The sequence below is a fragment of the Tritonibacter mobilis F1926 genome, assembly GCF_000376545.2.
Classification (GTDB): Bacteria; Pseudomonadota; Alphaproteobacteria; order Rhodobacterales; family Rhodobacteraceae; genus Epibacterium; species Epibacterium mobile.
Genome location: NZ_CP015230.1, coordinates 3,216,220 through 3,232,116, shown reverse-complemented (window position 1 = coordinate 3,232,116; position 15,897 = coordinate 3,216,220). Strand labels below are relative to the sequence as shown.

14 protein-coding genes are annotated in these 15,897 nt (G+C 58.8%); 8 read left to right on the top strand and 6 right to left on the bottom strand.

The annotated features are described in order from the left end of the window. Window positions 1-17 precede the first annotated feature (17 nt). Complete coding sequence (locus tag K529_RS15300; RefSeq protein ID WP_046002038.1) at window positions 18-1,382, top strand: formimidoylglutamate deiminase; 1,365 nt, start codon at window positions 18-20, stop codon at window positions 1,380-1,382. Here K529_RS15300 and K529_RS15295 read toward each other — a convergent pair. After that, window positions 1,357-1,887, bottom strand: a complete 531-nt coding sequence (locus K529_RS15295) for a HutD/Ves family protein (protein WP_005624509.1) — start codon at window positions 1,885-1,887, stop codon at window positions 1,357-1,359. The two genes, K529_RS15300 and K529_RS15295, sit on opposite strands and share 26 nt — an antisense overlap. A gap of 37 nt (window positions 1,888-1,924) precedes the next feature. On the opposite strand from K529_RS15295, the gene K529_RS15290 reads away from it, so the two are divergent. Next, the gene (locus tag K529_RS15290) at window positions 1,925-2,668 is read left to right on the top strand and encodes a GntR family transcriptional regulator (RefSeq protein ID WP_046002037.1); all 744 of its coding nucleotides are present in this window, start codon (window positions 1,925-1,927) and stop codon (window positions 2,666-2,668) included. Here K529_RS15290 and K529_RS15285 read toward each other — a convergent pair. After that, window positions 2,662-4,242 carry a choice-of-anchor L domain-containing protein gene (locus K529_RS15285; protein ID WP_040642581.1) on the bottom strand — a complete coding sequence of 527 codons (1,581 nt, stop codon included), beginning with the start codon at window positions 4,240-4,242 and terminating at the stop codon, window positions 2,662-2,664. The two genes, K529_RS15290 and K529_RS15285, sit on opposite strands and share 7 nt — an antisense overlap. 154 nt (window positions 4,243-4,396) lie before the next feature. Here K529_RS15285 and K529_RS15280 point away from each other — a divergent pair, with 154 nt between their 5' ends. Then, window positions 4,397-4,762, top strand: a complete 366-nt coding sequence (locus K529_RS15280) for a hypothetical protein (protein WP_005624524.1) — start codon at window positions 4,397-4,399, stop codon at window positions 4,760-4,762. A gap of 74 nt (window positions 4,763-4,836) precedes the next feature. Here the strand turns inward: K529_RS15280 and K529_RS15275 are convergent, their stop codons facing one another. Next, entirely contained in the window at window positions 4,837-5,901 is a 1,065-nt protein-coding gene (locus tag K529_RS15275) for a transporter substrate-binding domain-containing protein (protein WP_005624527.1), read from the bottom strand. 71 nt (window positions 5,902-5,972) lie between these two features. Then, a complete protein-coding gene (locus K529_RS15270) occupies window positions 5,973-7,070 on the bottom strand; it encodes a Hint domain-containing protein (protein ID WP_005624531.1) in 1,098 nt (365 codons plus the stop codon). 466 nt (window positions 7,071-7,536) lie between these two features. Between K529_RS15270 and dapE the strand changes: the two genes are divergently transcribed. The 3 genes from dapE to rnr all read left to right on the top strand — a co-directional run bounded on the left by dapE (window position 7,537) and on the right by rnr (window position 11,493). Then, window positions 7,537-8,682 (top strand): succinyl-diaminopimelate desuccinylase, encoded by a 1,146-nt coding sequence (gene dapE, locus K529_RS15265; RefSeq protein ID WP_005624534.1) that lies wholly within the window; start codon window positions 7,537-7,539, stop codon window positions 8,680-8,682. Further along, window positions 8,679-9,101, top strand: a complete 423-nt coding sequence (locus K529_RS15260) for a GNAT family N-acetyltransferase (protein WP_005624537.1) — start codon at window positions 8,679-8,681, stop codon at window positions 9,099-9,101. Before dapE ends, K529_RS15260 begins: the two co-directional genes overlap by 4 nt. Before the next feature lie 106 nt (window positions 9,102-9,207). Beyond that, window positions 9,208-11,493 (top strand): ribonuclease R, encoded by a 2,286-nt coding sequence (gene rnr / locus K529_RS15255; RefSeq protein WP_046002036.1) that lies wholly within the window; start codon window positions 9,208-9,210, stop codon window positions 11,491-11,493. A gap of 188 nt (window positions 11,494-11,681) precedes the next feature. Here rnr and K529_RS15250 read toward each other — a convergent pair whose 3' ends face one another. Then, window positions 11,682-12,395, bottom strand: coding sequence for a glutathione S-transferase family protein (locus tag K529_RS15250; RefSeq protein WP_040641257.1), 714 nt, complete (start codon window positions 12,393-12,395; stop codon window positions 11,682-11,684). A gap of 86 nt (window positions 12,396-12,481) precedes the next feature. On the opposite strand from K529_RS15250, the gene K529_RS15245 reads away from it, so the two are divergent. Together K529_RS15245 and K529_RS15240 are read left to right on the top strand one after the other, a co-directional pair. Further along, window positions 12,482-13,174, top strand: coding sequence for a helix-turn-helix transcriptional regulator (locus tag K529_RS15245; RefSeq protein ID WP_005608012.1), 693 nt, complete (start codon window positions 12,482-12,484; stop codon window positions 13,172-13,174). 107 nt (window positions 13,175-13,281) lie between these two features. Continuing rightward, on the top strand, window positions 13,282-14,649 hold the full coding sequence (locus K529_RS15240) for a lytic murein transglycosylase (RefSeq protein ID WP_005608010.1): 1,368 nt from the start codon (window positions 13,282-13,284) through the stop codon (window positions 14,647-14,649). A gap of 69 nt (window positions 14,650-14,718) precedes the next feature. Here the strand turns inward: K529_RS15240 and K529_RS15235 are convergent, their stop codons facing one another. Then, the gene (locus tag K529_RS15235; RefSeq protein WP_005608007.1) at window positions 14,719-15,894 is read right to left on the bottom strand and encodes an ABC transporter permease; all 1,176 of its coding nucleotides are present in this window, start codon (window positions 15,892-15,894) and stop codon (window positions 14,719-14,721) included. Window positions 15,895-15,897 lie beyond the last annotated feature (3 nt).

The following is a 15,897-nucleotide window of genomic DNA, read 5'->3' as shown; positions in this document are numbered from 1 at the left end:
ATACATAAGAGGGCCAGATGCAGACAATTTTTGCCGCAACCGCCTGCCTGCCCGAGGGCTGGGTTCAGGATGTCCGCCTGACCGTTGAGGGCGGCAGCATCACACGCATCGAGAGCGCCGCCACCGCCGCACCCGGCGATACGCGCGTCGATGTTTTGCTGCCGGCGCTTGCGAACCTGCATTCTCATAGTTTTCAGCGCGCCATGGCTGGGCGCACGGAGTACCGCGCGGGTGGGCAGGACAGTTTCTGGACATGGCGGGAGCTGATGTATCGCTTCCTCGACCACCTCACGCCCGAACAATACGAGGCCGTGGCGGCGCTGACATTCATGGAGATGCTGGAGGCTGGCTATGCTTCTGTCGGCGAATTCCATTATGTCCATCATCAGCCCGGCGGTGCGCCTTATGAGAGCCTCACCGAACTCAGCCAGCGGGTGATGGCGGGCGCTCAACACACCGGCATCGGCCTCACACATCTGCCCGTGCTCTACACCTACGGCGGTGCGGAAAAACAGCCACTAGCGGGCGGGCAGCTGCGGTTCGGCAATGATGTTGAGCGTTTCTCGCGTCTTGTCACCGAGGCCCGCGGTGCGGCGCAAGAGCTCGGGGACGACACGCGCGTCGGTATCGCGCCGCATTCCTTGCGGGCCACCTGCCCCGAGGATCTTGCCGCGGTGTTGCCGGTCGCCGCCGAAAACCCCATCCATATCCACATCGCCGAACAACCGCGCGAGGTGGCCGAGATCAAGGCATGGCTCGGCGCACGTCCGGTGGAATGGCTGCTCACGAATGCACCCGTCGATGACCAATGGTGCCTGATCCATGCCACCCATATGACGAAAGAGGAGACCCGGCGCATGGCAAGATCCGGCGCGGTGGCGGGCCTCTGCCCCGTGACAGAGGCAAACCTCGGCGATGGCCCCTTCAATGGACCGGAGTTTCTGGCGGAAGCCGGGCGCTTTGGCGTTGGCTCGGATTCCAACGTGCGGATCTCATTGGTCGAAGAGTTGCGCACGCTTGAATACTCGCAACGCCTCCGCGACCTGGCGCGCAACGTGCTGGTTCCCCACGAAGGCTCCGTCGGTGAAACGCTCTATCTGGGCGCGGCCCGGGGTGGGGCACAGGCGCTGGGCCGGAACGCCGGACGGCTGGAGGTTGGCGCACTTGCGGATCTCGTGGCGATTGACCGCAACCATCCCGCCCTGTTTGGCTTGCCAGAGGCGCAAATTCTGGATGGGTTGTGTTTTGCCGCTGACGACCAGACCATTACCGATGTCTGGGCTGCCGGTCGTCACATGGTGCAAGAAGGGCGCCACATCGCCCGTGACGCCATCGTCAAAACCTACCGAACGGCAATCACATCGCTTCTTTCAAAGCTTTGATCTGAACATGCAGCACCGTGCCCTCGGCTACACCTTGGGCCGGTGCCTCCAGCTCGCAGCCTTGCGCGGCGACGAAATGGTCCCTGCCAAGGTGCAGCGCGCCGTCGATCACCAAGACCAGATCACCCGCCTGCCCTGCAAAATCCCCTTGATGCACCTGAGCCTTCACCTGCACGTACCGAGGGTCACAGATCACGTTCACGGCACGGCACGGGCCATCAATCAACTGCGCCTCCAATGCCAAACCTCCGTCAAACTCTAGCGGTATCAGCGGCTTGGCCTCTCGCTCTACGTCTGTGCTGTACAAACGCAGCCCTTTGCCTGCGATAATGGTATGGACACGCCACAGCCCCGAAAACGCAGAAAACGGCCCATTCTGCGCAATCTCCGCAAGGCTCAGACGCCAGATCATGCCGTCCGCCCCTTCGCGCACCGCAAGCTCTCGTGTGGTGCCGCCACCGTTCTTCCATGGCATCGGTTTGATCTGCGCAGCGTCAAAGCGCATGGGCTCTCCTTTACAAGTGCGGTTTAATGCAGACATAATGCCATTTAGCCAGAGTTATTATTCAGCGCGGAGCCCTGAAGTGCAACAACAGAAGAAAACCAGCTTTCAGGATGTGCGTGACGAAGTTATGCGCCGGATTGAGGCAAGGGTCTGGGATCAGGGCGCGCTCCTGCCAACCGAGGCCGATCTGGCGGAAGAGTTTGGCTGCGCCCGCGCCACTGTCAACCGCGCACTGCGCGAACTTGCAGACCGCGGCATAATTGATCGCAAGCGCAAGAGCGGCACGCGTGTTGCGACGCTTCCGGTCAAACAAGCCAAACTGGAAATCGCCACCACCCGCCGGCTCGTTGAGGAGCGCAACGCCACCTATCGCTATGCGCTGGTGTCCCGCAAAATACAGGCTGCGCCCGGGTGGCTCAGTTCTCAAATGAACTTGCCTGTCGACACGCGGGTTTTGCACATGGAAGTGATGCATTACGCGGATGGCCAGCCCTTTCATTTTGAGGATCGCTGGATCAATATTGCTGCAGTGCCTGACAGTGAAACAGCAGATTTTTCCGAAACGCCTCCGGGTGAGTGGCTGCTGGCTGCGGTGCCGTTCTCCAATGCGGAGGTTAGCTTCTTTGCCAGCGCAGCGGACTCTAAAATTGCGGATTACATGGCCTGCGCCACGGGCACTTCACTGTTTCAGATGGAGCGTTCCACCTGGTTTCAAGAGCAGCCCGTGACCTTCGCCCGAATGAGCTTTCATCCCGGCTACCGCATGCGCAGCCGTTACTGACTCTCTCCAAGCAACGCACGCGTTTCATATGATTTGAGCGTCGGGCGTTTCATGTTCTGATAAGTTTGCCATTTGTCGCCCATCAGATCGAAAAACTCTGCCCGCGTCTCGGCATCCAACCCGCCAAGACTGGCGGCACCCGGATGGTAGCTTTCGCTTTCCAGACCGTTGCCGCGGATGATTTCATGCTGATCGAACAGGAGATGGAAGTAGGTCACAACCTGCCCATCCGCACGGCGGTGGATGGTTTTGTCGTTGATCAGATGATGTGCCGGAACCAGCACCTCTTCCTGTCCAAAGAGCATCTCGGCCGTTGCCGAACATAGCAACACGCGATGACTGGGTGAAAGCTCAATTGCGTCATGACGGCCCAACGCATTGGCAGCGATACGCACCGGAGCGTGCTTGCCGAAAGCTGTGCGCGTACTGCGTCCGATCCAGCGCAGCTGCTGGCCACCATTATCGCGGGTTAGAACCGTCATACCGACTTCAAGTTCTTCGACCGCTACAGGCCCATCAGATGTGTCGATCAACGTCCCGGCGACAAAACAAGGGGTGGTTGTCAGATCGACAAACCCGACGTCGGTGTTTCCTTCGTCATCTGCAACTGTGTAGGTGAAAACCGAGGTTTCGTCCTCATCCACATCTGCCTGACCGGTGATCTCGAGAGTGCCATCAGCGTTTAGGGTGATAATTTCACCATTCGCCAGCGTTACCGAGCTGCCTGCCGTCACCGGCTGGTTGTTAATATGGGTGATCGTGAGCTGCGCGCCGTTGCTTTGATCGTCGTTCGACAGCACGTCGAGGGTGGTGGAATCGCCCTCCTGCACCGTCACCTCATCGTCACCAGCGACCAGTGCAGTCTGAACCGAATCTCCTGCAATCAAGAGGTTGGAATCATAAGACGCATCGCCACCGTCAGCGATGGCAATCTTGATGTGATTTGTGACCCCGGGGTTTACCGGCGCTGTCAGCTTTAGAGTAACGGTAAAACCGTCCATCTCGGTGTTATAAGGATCAGAACCAGCCGGGTTATCAACATAGAGATCCTGATTGGACGTATTGTTGATGTTGTTGATGGTGACGTTGCCATCACCCACCACCAACTGCGCCTCGACACCGTTGACCCAGACCGAGACCGCATCGTTATACCCAGAATTGACATATTCGAGGTATTCTTCCGACGAAAAAACAAATTGCATCGTAAGGTTCGAGCCTTCGGGTACGAAGTCTGCCTCAAACACGGCGGCGTCATATGTGGTGCCGCCTGCAATCGCGTCTAAGTCCGAATCCCCTGCGGTGCCGTGACTTGTCGATCGCCCCGACGAGGTATTCGTATTGGTGCTGCCCGAACTGTTAGTAAAGTCGGTAGCCCGTCCAGTAGACAGGATTACACCGGTATCCGAGGGGGTTACCCCCGGAGCAATTGTATCGCCATTGCTATAAATACCGGATGCGCTGCTCGCACCGGTATAGCTAGCTGACTCGATTTCAATGCCGTTGCCGAAAATGGCCTCAGCCATTTGTTCAGCGCTAGCACTGGTATCAATTGGTAGTTCTTGAGCCGTTGGCATAACGCTCTCACCCAAAATTTACGTCTTCACCCCTGCGCAAAATTAGCGCGTGGCGAATTTGACTCTGAAAGGTGGTCAAATTGTGGCAAATTCCATGTCGAATTGTAAACAAATTGGTTTGACCTTACCCGGCGCTCCCGTCTAATTCAGGCCCATGACACAGAAAAAGCCCTCCCGTCAGCAGGTCTATACCTTGCTTGTTCAAATCGGCCGCAAAGAGGGCGATGGCCTGCCGCAGGACGCCACCGGCGCTGCCCTCATGGTATATGCCTCAGGCGTTGATGAAGCCGAAGCCGTGCGTGAAACCGTTGCGATCCTCAAGCAGGCAGATACCGCTCCGCTGGATGTGACCGGCTATGGCACAATTGCCGAGCGTGAGGCCGAAGGGCACGATATTCCTCAGGAAGAACGCGATCTCATGCAACGCGCTTTGGATGAGAATGCTGTGGTCGTCGCTCAGATGACGCCGTTTTTTGGCGATGAGCTGAGCGCTATCGACGACAGCAACGCACCGCACTGACGGAACACAATACAGCTATCAAATACAAGTTACGCTGGGTGTGCCAGCGTAACGGACCCGCAGGTGATGCGAGATCAGGATCTGCGCCCGAACCACTTACGATAGATCGTCTCGTAGCTACCGTCTTCCTGCATCTCAAGCAGTGCGCGGTTGAACGGTTCCACCATTTCGGACCCCTGCGGGAAAATGATGCCGTAGTATTCGGTCAGGAACTTGCGCCCCATCACATGCCCAATCCCGGCCCCATCGGTTCTCACATAGTGATTGAGCACCGGTGCGTCGAACACAACGATCCGCGTTTCACCCTGCTCGAAATCCTCCAGCATTTTGTCGAGCCCCGGAAAGGCAACATAGTCGATTTCACGACGGTCCAGAAACCCGGCGGCGGTTGATCCCTGAATGGTTCCAACCCGTTTTCCATAGAGATCATTGACCGAGTTCACCGACCCGTTGATCGCCTCAACCGTCATCGCAGCAGTGATCTTGGCCACAAAAACCGAGACCACGAACAGCGAAGACAAGACCAAAAGAACGCCGAAGATGCGACCCAGAAAGCTGCGTGGCACACGTTCTTCGAAGCCACCGTTGACCACAAGATTGAGCGCCCACCAAAAGGATGGAAACCATGCGTCCTTGAGCGGTCGATCGAAATAGGGCTGTGCGCGGCGTTCAAACACCCACATCAACATGCCGCCCACCAACAAGAGCACAAAGGCGATCCCAATGGCTGCAAAGAGATCCCACGACAGCAGTGCAGACATCAGGCTCGGTTCAGATACGTCCTCCTGATGCAGCATGATCTGCAGACCGCTTTCAAAGATTGGCTGGCTGAAATCCATCACAGCCTCACGGCTCGCAGTGATTGAGATATTGGCCGCAGCCATATCCGCTTCGCCGCGCTCAACCTCTTCTAGCATCTGAGCAAAACTGTCGACGCGGTTAATCTGAGTCTCCCATCCCAGTCGACGTGAAACCTCGCGCAGCAGGTCCATTGTGAACCCAGCCTCTTGCCCGCCAACTGGCATCGAAAACGGCGGACGCGTCACAGTATTCACCACCACTTCCTGCGCACGAAGTGGCAGGGCGGGCAGGGTCATCAACAAGGTGATGAAACAGAACCAGAAGGAACGCAGGGTCATGGAGCGGATCTCGCTATAAACAGTGAGTCTGCCTTAGAGGGGCTGTGGGCGATTTTTCAAGCCCCCAGTGCTCAGGCGGTGCGATGTTCTGCAAGGATTGCGGCATCAAACGCGCGCACGACAGGGTACCGAGGCTGGGCATGCTCAGGAAGCGCATTGCGATCCAAGTCTGACAAAAGGCTCGCAGCAAGCGCTGACCGGTCGCGCCGAATGCGGCCCAAAAACAGGCTCTCCACCCCCAAACCTGCGGCGACAGGAATCTCATGCCCCGGTAGAACAACCTGAATGTATGTGACCAGCGGCCCCGACGGCGTCACCCGACTGGCAGTTCGCGTTGCCGCAAGCATTTCCGCCGGAGCGAGCACCGCCTCGCAGCCAAAGAGATATTCAACCTCCGACCCGGTCAGCACCATCCGTTGGAAAGGCGCAACAGTGATATCCTGCATTAGGCCAAAGTAAGGCGCGCGCAGCCTGACAGGGCAAAAACTGCCGTATGCAGGCACTTCACGCTCGATCATATGCAACACGGGAACCAAGTCACCATTGGCACAGCGCAAGAGATCCCCCCGGCGCACCGCCCCGATTGGGCGCAGACCGGTTTCCGTCTCGACGGGCGTGTCGGCAAACAGCCCCGGCATGGGGCCAACCGGCTCTGGCTTTGACGACAGCGCGATATATTCAACACCCGGCGCAATATAGCTTTGCGGAGCTCCCTCTAGCAGAGCTTGCACATCCGCGAGTCGCCATGGACGCGGTGACGGAATATCCGCGATCTCTGCGCGTCCCCCCTCTGGCCACTCAAGCGCCAACTGACCACAAAACGCCGGAGCGTCCCAGTTATAGGTCAGACGCACCCGGTCTGCCCGCCCTCGCTTGGTGGGATTTACTGTCTTGTGCAAAACCGCGCCATATTGCTCCAGCACCAAATTGATACCGCCACCCGGAACTGCCGACAGCTGAAAGCGCATCGGCCAGTCGCCACCGCGCTCAAACAGGATCAGGGGTTCGGGTTTGCGAAGCTCGGGCAGGCTGACCTCAAGCACGAGCGCACCACGCGCCAAAAGCGCATCAGCTTCGCGCAGCAAAAGGCAGCTATGCTCCCCCTGCGGTGTCAGCCCGGCCGGGTCAAAATACTGTGCCTCGCGATGCCACAGGCCCAGCCAGCTCATTCTTGCGTGCCCTTGGGGGCGCCGTCATCTTGCCGTCTGTCACCTGCCATCATGCACCTCGCCGCGCGTCAATGTCGTGCCCCGGGCGGCACGTTAATCGGCCTTTTTGGTGCCCGGGGCGTCCCTCAGTTTCAGTTCCGATGTTCCCGGTCAGGGACGCCGCGCGGCGCAGGTCAGAAAGGATGCGGCAAGTTTCATCGGTGAATCGGAGATTCAACGGCGCACATCTGTTCGTTTTGCAATCCTGCTCGTCGCACGTCCGGGCGATCTTCTCGCCGTCCCGTTCCATGCCTCGGTCTGTTATTCTGCCCACCTTATCACGCCCTAACGACCCTGTCAGGAGCGCGATTGTTTGGGATATGAACACACGAGCATTTCCGCCACAGGTTCCAGCACATAGCGATGGCAATTGCACCTCTACGTCAATTCGCGCTAGGTCATCTTCGATATTTCAGGAGGACCCCGCATGACCGTCACCGATCCCGTCCAGTTGACCGCAGACCTTGTGCGCTGCCCTTCGGTGACCCCCTCTGAGGGCGGCGCTCTGGTGCTGCTGGAACGCCTGCTAAGCGGCGCAGGCTTCGCTTGCACGCGGGTGGACCGGGGAGAGGTCTCCAACCTCTTTGCACGCTGGGGCGACAAAGGCCACGCTAGGACATTCGGCTTTAATGGCCACACCGATGTCGTTCCTGTCGGTGACGCAGCCGCGTGGACCCATGACCCCTTTAGCGCCGAAGTCGTGGAGGGGGTGATGTATGGTCGGGGCACCACCGACATGAAATCAGGCGTTGCCGCCTTTGCCGCCGCCGCCATCGACTTTGTGCGCGAGACACCGCCCGACGGCGCGGTCGTTCTGACCATCACCGGCGATGAAGAAGGCGACGCGGTAGATGGAACCACCGCTTTGCTCGATTACATGGATCAGGCAGGCGAAAAGATGTCCGTCTGTCTGGTGGGTGAACCCACCTGCCCGAACCACATGGGGGAGATGATCAAAATCGGCCGCCGTGGCTCAATGACCGCATGGTTCACGGTAACCGGCGTGCAAGGCCATTCAGCCTATCCACACCGCGCCAACAATCCGCTGAATGGCCTGTCGCGCCTGATGGATCGGCTCGGCAGTCATCAGCTTGACGAGGGATCCGAGCATTTTGACGCTTCAACACTGGCAATCGTCACCATTGATACCGGCAATCCTGCAACCAATGTGATCCCCGCCCAAGGCCGCGCAGCAGTCAATATCCGCTTCAATGATCTCCACTCGGGCACATCGCTCACCGACTGGCTACAAAGCGAAGCAGACAAAATAGCCGAAGAGTTTGGTCTCAAGGTCGAAATGAAGGTCCAGATCTCTGGCGAGAGTTTTATCACCCCTCCCGGCGATCTGTCGGAACTGGTCTCAAAGGCAGTGCAGACCGAAACCAACCACGTGCCAGAACTATCGACTACGGGTGGCACATCTGATGCGCGTTTCGTCAAAGCACATTGTCCGGTGGTGGAATTTGGCCTTGTGGGCAAAACCATGCATCAGGTGGATGAGAACGTCGAAGTGGCGCAGATCCACCAGCTGAAATCTATCTACACTCGCATTTTGACGGATTATTTCGCATGAGCCTTTCGATTGACGTAACGCAGGACCTCGAAGCCTGTCTGAAGCTGCGGTTTGAGGTTTTTGTAGATGAGCAAGGCGTTCCGGTCGAAGAGGAACGTGATGCGCTGGATGACAGCGCTACGCATCTGTTGGCGTTGCAGGATGGCACTCCCGTGGGAACCGCACGGATCGTGTTTCAGGATGACACCGCCAAGATCGGGCGGGTCTGTGTGGTAAAAACCGCGCGCGGTACAGGGCTTGGTGCAAAACTGATTGAGGCCTGTGTCAGTGTTGCTGGGAACCAAGCTGGGATCACCCGAGCCAAACTCGGTGCGCAGACGCATGCCATTGGCTTTTATGAGAAACTTGGTTTTGAGGTCTACGGGCCTGTTTATCTCGATGCGGGCATAGATCACCGGGATATGGTGAAGCCCTTATAGGGCCTTCATCCGACTGCGCCGGATCAAAGGCTCGGAGTGCGTATACCCAGAAAGTGTTTGATCTTTTGAGCATGACGTCCCGTGCGCGCCATGCTACGGCAGAGCTATGGCGCGTATACCCACAAAGGCCGAGATTCTGGAATGGATCTCCGCCCACCCGACCCAGACTTCTAAACGTGACATTGCCAAGGCTTTTGGCATCAAGGGCGCTGAGCGGATCGACCTCAAGCGCGTTCTGAAGGAATTGGAGGCCGAAGGGCATCTGGAAAAGCGCAAGCGCAGTTACACCGACCCCGATCGCTTGCCGCCGGTTACAGTCCTGCTTGTCAAAGCCCCTGATGACAATGGCGACCTCTTTGCCCAGCCGCTGGAATGGCACGGCGAAGGGGTTGAACCCATCGTGATGGTAATCCCACGTGCGTCTGATCCGGCTTTGGGTGAGGGCGACCGTATCCTTGCACGCCTGACCGTGGTGCAGGAAGAGGATCACAACTATGAGGCGCGGCTGATCCGTCGCATCGGGACCAACCCGAAGCGCATTCTGGGTATTTATCGCCAAGGGTCAGAAGGCGGGCGTATTGTTCCCATCGACAAGGCGGGCTCGAACGAGTGGCAAGTGCCCGAAGCAAACACGCATGGCGCCAAGGACGGCGAATTGGTTGAGGCAGAGCTTGCCGGACCAAAGGCCCGCATGGGTTTGCCCAAAGCGCGCATCGTCGAACGGCTCGGCGATCCGTCCGCCCCCAAGGCGGTGTCGCTGATTGCAATCCACCAGCATGGCATTCCCGATCACTTCCCCGATGCGGTTGTCGCCGAGGCTGACAGCGCCAAGCCAATGGGCCTCAAGGGGCGCGAAGATCTGCGCGAGTTGCCGCTGATTACCATCGACCCTGCCGATGCCCGCGACCACGACGACGCCTGCTTTGCCCACGCGGATGAAGACCCGAAGAACCCCGGTGGCCATGTGGTCTGGGTCGCGATCGCCGATGTCGCGGCCTATGTGACGCCCGGTTCGGCGCTGGACCGCGAAGCACGCAAACGCGGCAACTCCAGCTACTTCCCTGATCGGGTCGTGCCGATGTTGCCGGACCGGCTTTCGGGCGACCTCTGCTCTCTGCACGAGGGTGTGCCACGTCCCTGTCTGGCGGTGCGCATGCAGATCGACGCCGAGGGCAACGAGATCGCGCACCGTTTTGTGCGAGGGCTGATGAAATCGCAGGCCTCCTTGCACTACGGCGAGGTGCAAGACGCCATGGATGGTCGCGTCACCGCGCGCACAGAACCGTTCCTGGAAGAGGTCATAAAACCACTTTATGCCGCCTATGAAGCGCTCAAAGCCGCCCGTGCGGCACGCCAACCGCTGGATCTCGACCTGCCAGAGCGCAAGATCGTGCTCGACGATAAGGGTAAGGTTGCCTCGGTCAATTTTCGCGACCGCCTCGATGCGCACCGGCTGATCGAAGAATTCATGGTGCTGGCCAATGTGGCTGCAGCCGAAACCCTGATCAAGAAGCGCCAGCCGCTGTTGTTCCGGGTGCATGAAGAACCCGCTCAGGACAAACTGGACGCGCTGCGCGACACGGCGCAGGCGGCGGGTCTGAACCTCGCCAAAGGGCAGGTGCTACAAACGCGGCACCTGAACGCATTGCTGAATGCCGCCGCGGGAACCGATGATGCGGAGCTGATCAATATCTCCACGCTGCGGTCGATGCAGCAGGCCTATTACTACCCGGAGAATTTTGGCCATTTTGGTCTGGCCCTGCGCAACTATGCGCATTTCACCTCGCCGATCCGCCGCTATGCCGATCTGATCGTGCACCGCGCGCTGATCACGGCCCATGGGTGGGGCAAGGACGGGCTTTCGGTTGACGAGGTCGAGCGGCTGGAGGACACCGCGACCCATATTTCCGCGACCGAGCGGCGCTCGATGCTGGCGGAGCGCGACACCACGGACCGCTATCTTGCATCCTATCTGGCGGAACGCGTGGGCAATGAGTTTACCGGTCGGATCTCCGGCATTGCCCGCTTTGGCGCTTTTGTGAAACTGGATGAAACCGGGGCCGATGGGCTGGTGCCAGTGCGCTCAATCGGACGGGAGTATTTCCATTTTGACGCGCAGGCTGGTACGTTGATGGGGTCTGACACCGGATTGATCATCTCCATCGGCCAGCGGGTAACGGTGCGCCTGACCCAGGCCGCACCGGTGACCGGCGGGTTGGAGCTGGAATTGCTGGCCCTTGAAGATGCGGAACTGCCAAAAGGGCGCGGCGATGCCGGCAAAGGCGGTCGCCGTCGTAGCCCAGCGGGCCGCACCGTGTCTCGCAGCAAGGCCGCAAAATCAAAGCACAAGGCGGCCAAGGTAAAACGCAAGGTGACCCGAAAGCGCAAGTAACCCGGTCGCACCGCGCGCCTCTACGATTCGACCAGAGGTTTTGCGCTCCGCTTTGCGGATCGCCGGGGGGGCAGGCCGCGCCTTCGGCGCGGCCTGCCCGGCCCAAGGGGCGCCCTTGTATTTCAATGCAAAGGCGACGCGCGGGAGCGCCCCCCGGCCCCTATGAGGTGTCATCAACTGCGCCAGACTTACGCCGCCTGCGGGAGTGTCAGCGCGCCCTGCTCCATCACGCGGGAAACATAAGCCAAGAGTTTACCGTGGCGCTGTGTCACCTCTACTGCTTGCGGCGCAGCAGGCGCACGGGACAGGGCCTCAATCATCGGCGCGGTAGAACAATCGGCGGCGGTCATCTGATCTCCAAACAAGAAACGTTGATCGCCCAAGATACTTTCAATCGCCGTTAAATCCTGCTCCAGCCGCTTCAAACGCTCCGCCCGGTCGAACCGCGAATGCCCCGTGAAGTGCAGACCGTCCAAAACTTTGGCGCGAAAACCATTTACTGGTTCTTCCGGCACACCAGCAAAAACCGTCTGCAGCATCCCCGCCCAGCCGTCATCTTCGAGCCAACGGGCACACATAAGCTGCAACCACAGCGACTCGTCCACCATACGGATGAGCGCGCGTGAATGACCTTTTTGGACAACACTGAGCCCTGCATCGAACTCTGCGCCCCGGTCCTCAAGGAAACGACGGATACCTTCGCTGTCCGGGATCAATGTGCCCGTGTCATCACGCACCACCGGCAGTTTTGTATGGGGCATCCGTGCGAGTTCAGCAGGGTCGTGCACATCCTGCCGTTGCCAATCTTCACCAGACATCTGCAGCAGCAGCGCCGCTTTGGTACAAAACATGCTGTAGCTGTAAAAACCGTCGCCACCACCGTGGGTTAATAGGGTCAACATCATCTCTCTCCGTTTGGGATGTGATGAGGATGTGCTACACGGACCTATTGACAGTTTTTGTCATTAGGAGACGGCACACTCAACGGATGACTAAGACAGAACGCCTCTTTCGTCTGATGCAGACCCTGCGCCAGCTGCCACCACCAGTGACAGCGGAGCAACTCGCACAGGATCTTGGCGTTTCGGGTCGGACCATTCACCGCGATATCGATGCGCTTCGGGCTTTGGGTGCCGTGATCGACGGGGCCGCAGGGTTTGGGTTCACCTTGATTGAGGATGCGACTCTGCCGCCGCTCGGATTTGGAGCCACAGAGCTGGAGGCGCTGGTCTTGGGTCTGTGCGAGGTTCAGCAAAAGGGTGATCCCGATCTGGCAGAGGCTGCCCGGACCGCCCTCAGAAAGCTTCGCGCCCGCCTGCCGCAAAGTCAGGCCGATAGGCTGCAACACGCTGTACTTTCGGCACATAGCTTTGCCCCTCCCCTCACCCCGATGGTGGACGCCGCAATGCTAAGGCAGGCCACATGGGATGAGCGCCAAGTTGGGTTTGATTATGTGGATGCCAAAGGCGACGCGACCCAAAGGCAGGTAAAACCGCTTGGGCTCGTCTATTTTGACAAGTCCTCAGTGCTGGTCGCATGGTGCCTGTTACGGCAGGACTTCCGTGTGTTTCGTCTGGACCGCATGCGTGCATTGGTGGTGACTGAAACCTCCTTTCGGCCCCACCGCGTTAAACTCTACCGCGAGGCACTCGAACATTTGCGCAACCAGACCTACAGCTGACCGGCGAGGCTACGCTGAGGGGCGCGCTGTCGCATCAGAGCGCTTTTGCCCCGACGCCTCTCGCGTTACAGTTGAGACAAGAAACAGAGCAGGTGTTGAGGTTGATTATGCGCAGCTGGATAAGGACAGCGCTGTGGCTCGGGGCCGTTTTACCCGCAGGTGCGGCGCTGGCAGCGACTGAAGACAAGATCGAATTGCAGGGCACACCACGACCGCTGGAGCGCCCTGCCCTAGGCAATAGTGATGCGGCAGCTCCGATACAGCTTGCCTCGGCAACCACGTTGCGACCTGTCGCCCGTACGAATGTGGCCACAGCTGCCGAGAAGGCGCTTGCGACTGCGGGTGAAACCAGTGGTAGCGCAGGCTTTCCGGCGTGGATCAAGGAATTTCAGGTGCGCGCGCAAGCGCAGGGCATCAGCGCATCGACACTCCGGCGCGCGTTTGAAGGGGTGACGTATGACCCCTCTGTCATCAAGCGCGATCGTAATCAGTCTGAATTCAGCAAGACAATCTGGGAATACCTCGACAGTGCGGCCTCGGACAGTCGTGTCAGCAATGGCAGCAAGGCGCTACGTGCCCATCAAGCCAAGCTACAACAGATCGAGAAACACTATGGTGTCGACAAGGAGATCGTTGTTGCTGTCTGGGGATTGGAAAGCAGTTACGGCACTTTCCGAGGGGACATGGATATCATCCGCTCGTTGGCAACGCTGGCTTATGACGGGCGGCGCGGTGCTTTCTTTGAGCAACAACTGATTGCCGCGCTGAAAATTCTGCAGGCGGGAGATGTGGACCCACGATCCATGACCGGCAGCTGGGCGGGAGCGATGGGGCACACGCAATTTATGCCCACATCCTACCTCGACTATGCGGTGGATTTCACCGGTGACGGCAAACGTGACATCTGGTCGGACACGCCCACCGACGCACTGGCCTCCACCGCTGCTTATCTGAAAAAATTCGGATGGGTCACAGGCCAACCATGGGGAGTCGAAGTCGTTTTACCGCGCGATTTCGATTTCACACTCGCCAATCGCAAAATCAAAAAGAGTCCGGCTGACTGGGCAAAGCTCGGCGTACGCGCGATGAATGGGCAGCCCGTGGCAAATCATGGCGACGCGTCAATCCTGCTGCCTGCAGGTGGCAAGGGCGCAGCCTTCATGATTTTCAAGAACTTCTCGGTGATCGAGCGCTACAACACGGCGGATGCCTATGTCATCGGTGTAGGTCACTTGAGTGATCGGCTGAAAGGTGGCGAGAAGATCAAGGGCAGCTGGCCACGCGGCGACCGGGCGCTGACATTCTCGGAGCGTAAAGAGCTGCAACAGCGTCTGACACGAGCCGGATTTAGCACGGATGGCGTTGATGGCCGCATAGGCCCCAATACTGTGGCCGCCGTGCGCGCCTATCAGAGCGCAAAGGGGCTGATGCCAGATGGTTATGCCTCGCTGACCCTGTTGGAAAAGCTCCGGTAACACTCCAATCTAGCGCGATACGAAAAAGCCCCGCTCAATGGCGGGGCTTCTTTCTTGTCGTGAGGTAGGTCAGCTCGGGCTCATGCCGCGCAGTCGCTCACTGCGTCGCCGCAGCATTTCCACTGTCGTCAGCAAACAGATCGAGATCACAACCAGAATAGTCGCCACCGCAAGGATTGTGGGAGAGATCTGTTCGCGCAGACCAGTAAACATCTGCCATGGCAGGGTTTTCTGCCCAGCAGAGCCAACAAAGAGCACCACAACCACCTCGTCAAAGGAGGTGATGAATGCAAACAGACCGCCAGAGATCACACCCGGCAGGATGAGCGGCATCTGCACCCGGAAAAACGTGGTGACAGGACCAGCCCCCATGTTTGCGGCCGCACGTGTCAGAGAGCGATCAAAGCCCACAAGCGTCGCGGTCACGGTGATGATCACAAAAGGAATGCCCAGCGCGGCGTGCGCCAACACAACGCCAAAATACGTGCCCTGCAAACCGATGCGGCTGTAGAAGAAGTACATGCCCGCAGCAGAGATGATCAGCGGCACGATCATCGGCGAGATCAGGATCGCCATAATCGCACGACGGAAGGGCACATGCGGCTGGCTCAGGCCGATCGCGGCCAGAGTACCAAAGCCCACCGACAGAAGCGTCGCCATCGGAGCAATCGAAAGCGAATTCCAAAGCGCCTGTTGCCAGTCCGCGTTGGTGAAGAAGTCACGATAGTGCTTCAGCGAATAACCTTCGGGATCAAACCGCAGCATCTCGGGCGTGAAGGTAAAGAAGTTCTCCGCATTGAACGACAGCGGCATCACCACGAGGATTGGCGTGATCAGGAACACGAAGATCGCGCCACAAATCACCCGAAAGCTGTAGTGCCACAGCACCTGCCCCGGTGTCAGATAGGGAGCAAGAGTGGCGCGGTAGCGCGAGGTTGCGAGCCAGAAGATGAACCAGCCCGTGAACCACCCAAAAAGCGCGCCAATCACCAGAGCAGGAAACCCGCCGATGAAAAACCCTGCCACCGCAAAGACGGCCAGAACAGCCCAGCGGATCGGTTTTTCCTGTGCTGTGAGCGACGTGAAGACAAAGCCGAGGACGCCCAGAAGGACCGCCCCGATAATCAGGCCCAGAAAGCCCGATCCCTGAGCCGTGCCGACGAAGAGGCCAAAGAAGGCCCCTGCGCCGGCCGCTACTGCGGCGGTGAAAGCGGGAGTTTGGTTTTGAACAGGTGTAAGTGCCATGTT

Coding starts and splice junctions, on each gene's coding strand:
- K529_RS15240 (WP_005608010.1), top strand. CDS start 13,282: ATGCGCAGCTGGATAAGGACAGCGCTGTGGCTCGGGGCCGTTTTACCC.
- K529_RS15280 (WP_005624524.1), top strand. CDS start 4,397: ATGACACAGAAAAAGCCCTCCCGTCAGCAGGTCTATACCTTGCTTGTT.
- K529_RS15300 (WP_046002038.1), top strand. CDS start 18: ATGCAGACAATTTTTGCCGCAACCGCCTGCCTGCCCGAGGGCTGGGTT.
- K529_RS15250 (WP_040641257.1), bottom strand. CDS start 12,395: ATGTTGACCCTATTAACCCACGGTGGTGGCGACGGTTTTTACAGCTAC.
- K529_RS15290 (WP_046002037.1), top strand. CDS start 1,925: ATGCCATTTAGCCAGAGTTATTATTCAGCGCGGAGCCCTGAAGTGCAA.
- K529_RS15275 (WP_005624527.1), bottom strand. CDS start 5,901: ATGACCCTGCGTTCCTTCTGGTTCTGTTTCATCACCTTGTTGATGACC.
- K529_RS15295 (WP_005624509.1), bottom strand. CDS start 1,887: ATGCGCTTTGACGCTGCGCAGATCAAACCGATGCCATGGAAGAACGGT.
- K529_RS15260 (WP_005624537.1), top strand. CDS start 8,679: ATGAGCCTTTCGATTGACGTAACGCAGGACCTCGAAGCCTGTCTGAAG.
- K529_RS15270 (WP_005624531.1), bottom strand. CDS start 7,070: ATGAGCTGGCTGGGCCTGTGGCATCGCGAGGCACAGTATTTTGACCCG.
- dapE (WP_005624534.1), top strand. CDS start 7,537: ATGACCGTCACCGATCCCGTCCAGTTGACCGCAGACCTTGTGCGCTGC.
- K529_RS15285 (WP_040642581.1), bottom strand. CDS start 4,242: ATGCCAACGGCTCAAGAACTACCAATTGATACCAGTGCTAGCGCTGAA.
- rnr (WP_046002036.1), top strand. CDS start 9,208: ATGGCGCGTATACCCACAAAGGCCGAGATTCTGGAATGGATCTCCGCC.
- K529_RS15245 (WP_005608012.1), top strand. CDS start 12,482: ATGACTAAGACAGAACGCCTCTTTCGTCTGATGCAGACCCTGCGCCAG.
- K529_RS15235 (WP_005608007.1), bottom strand. CDS start 15,894: ATGGCACTTACACCTGTTCAAAACCAAACTCCCGCTTTCACCGCCGCA.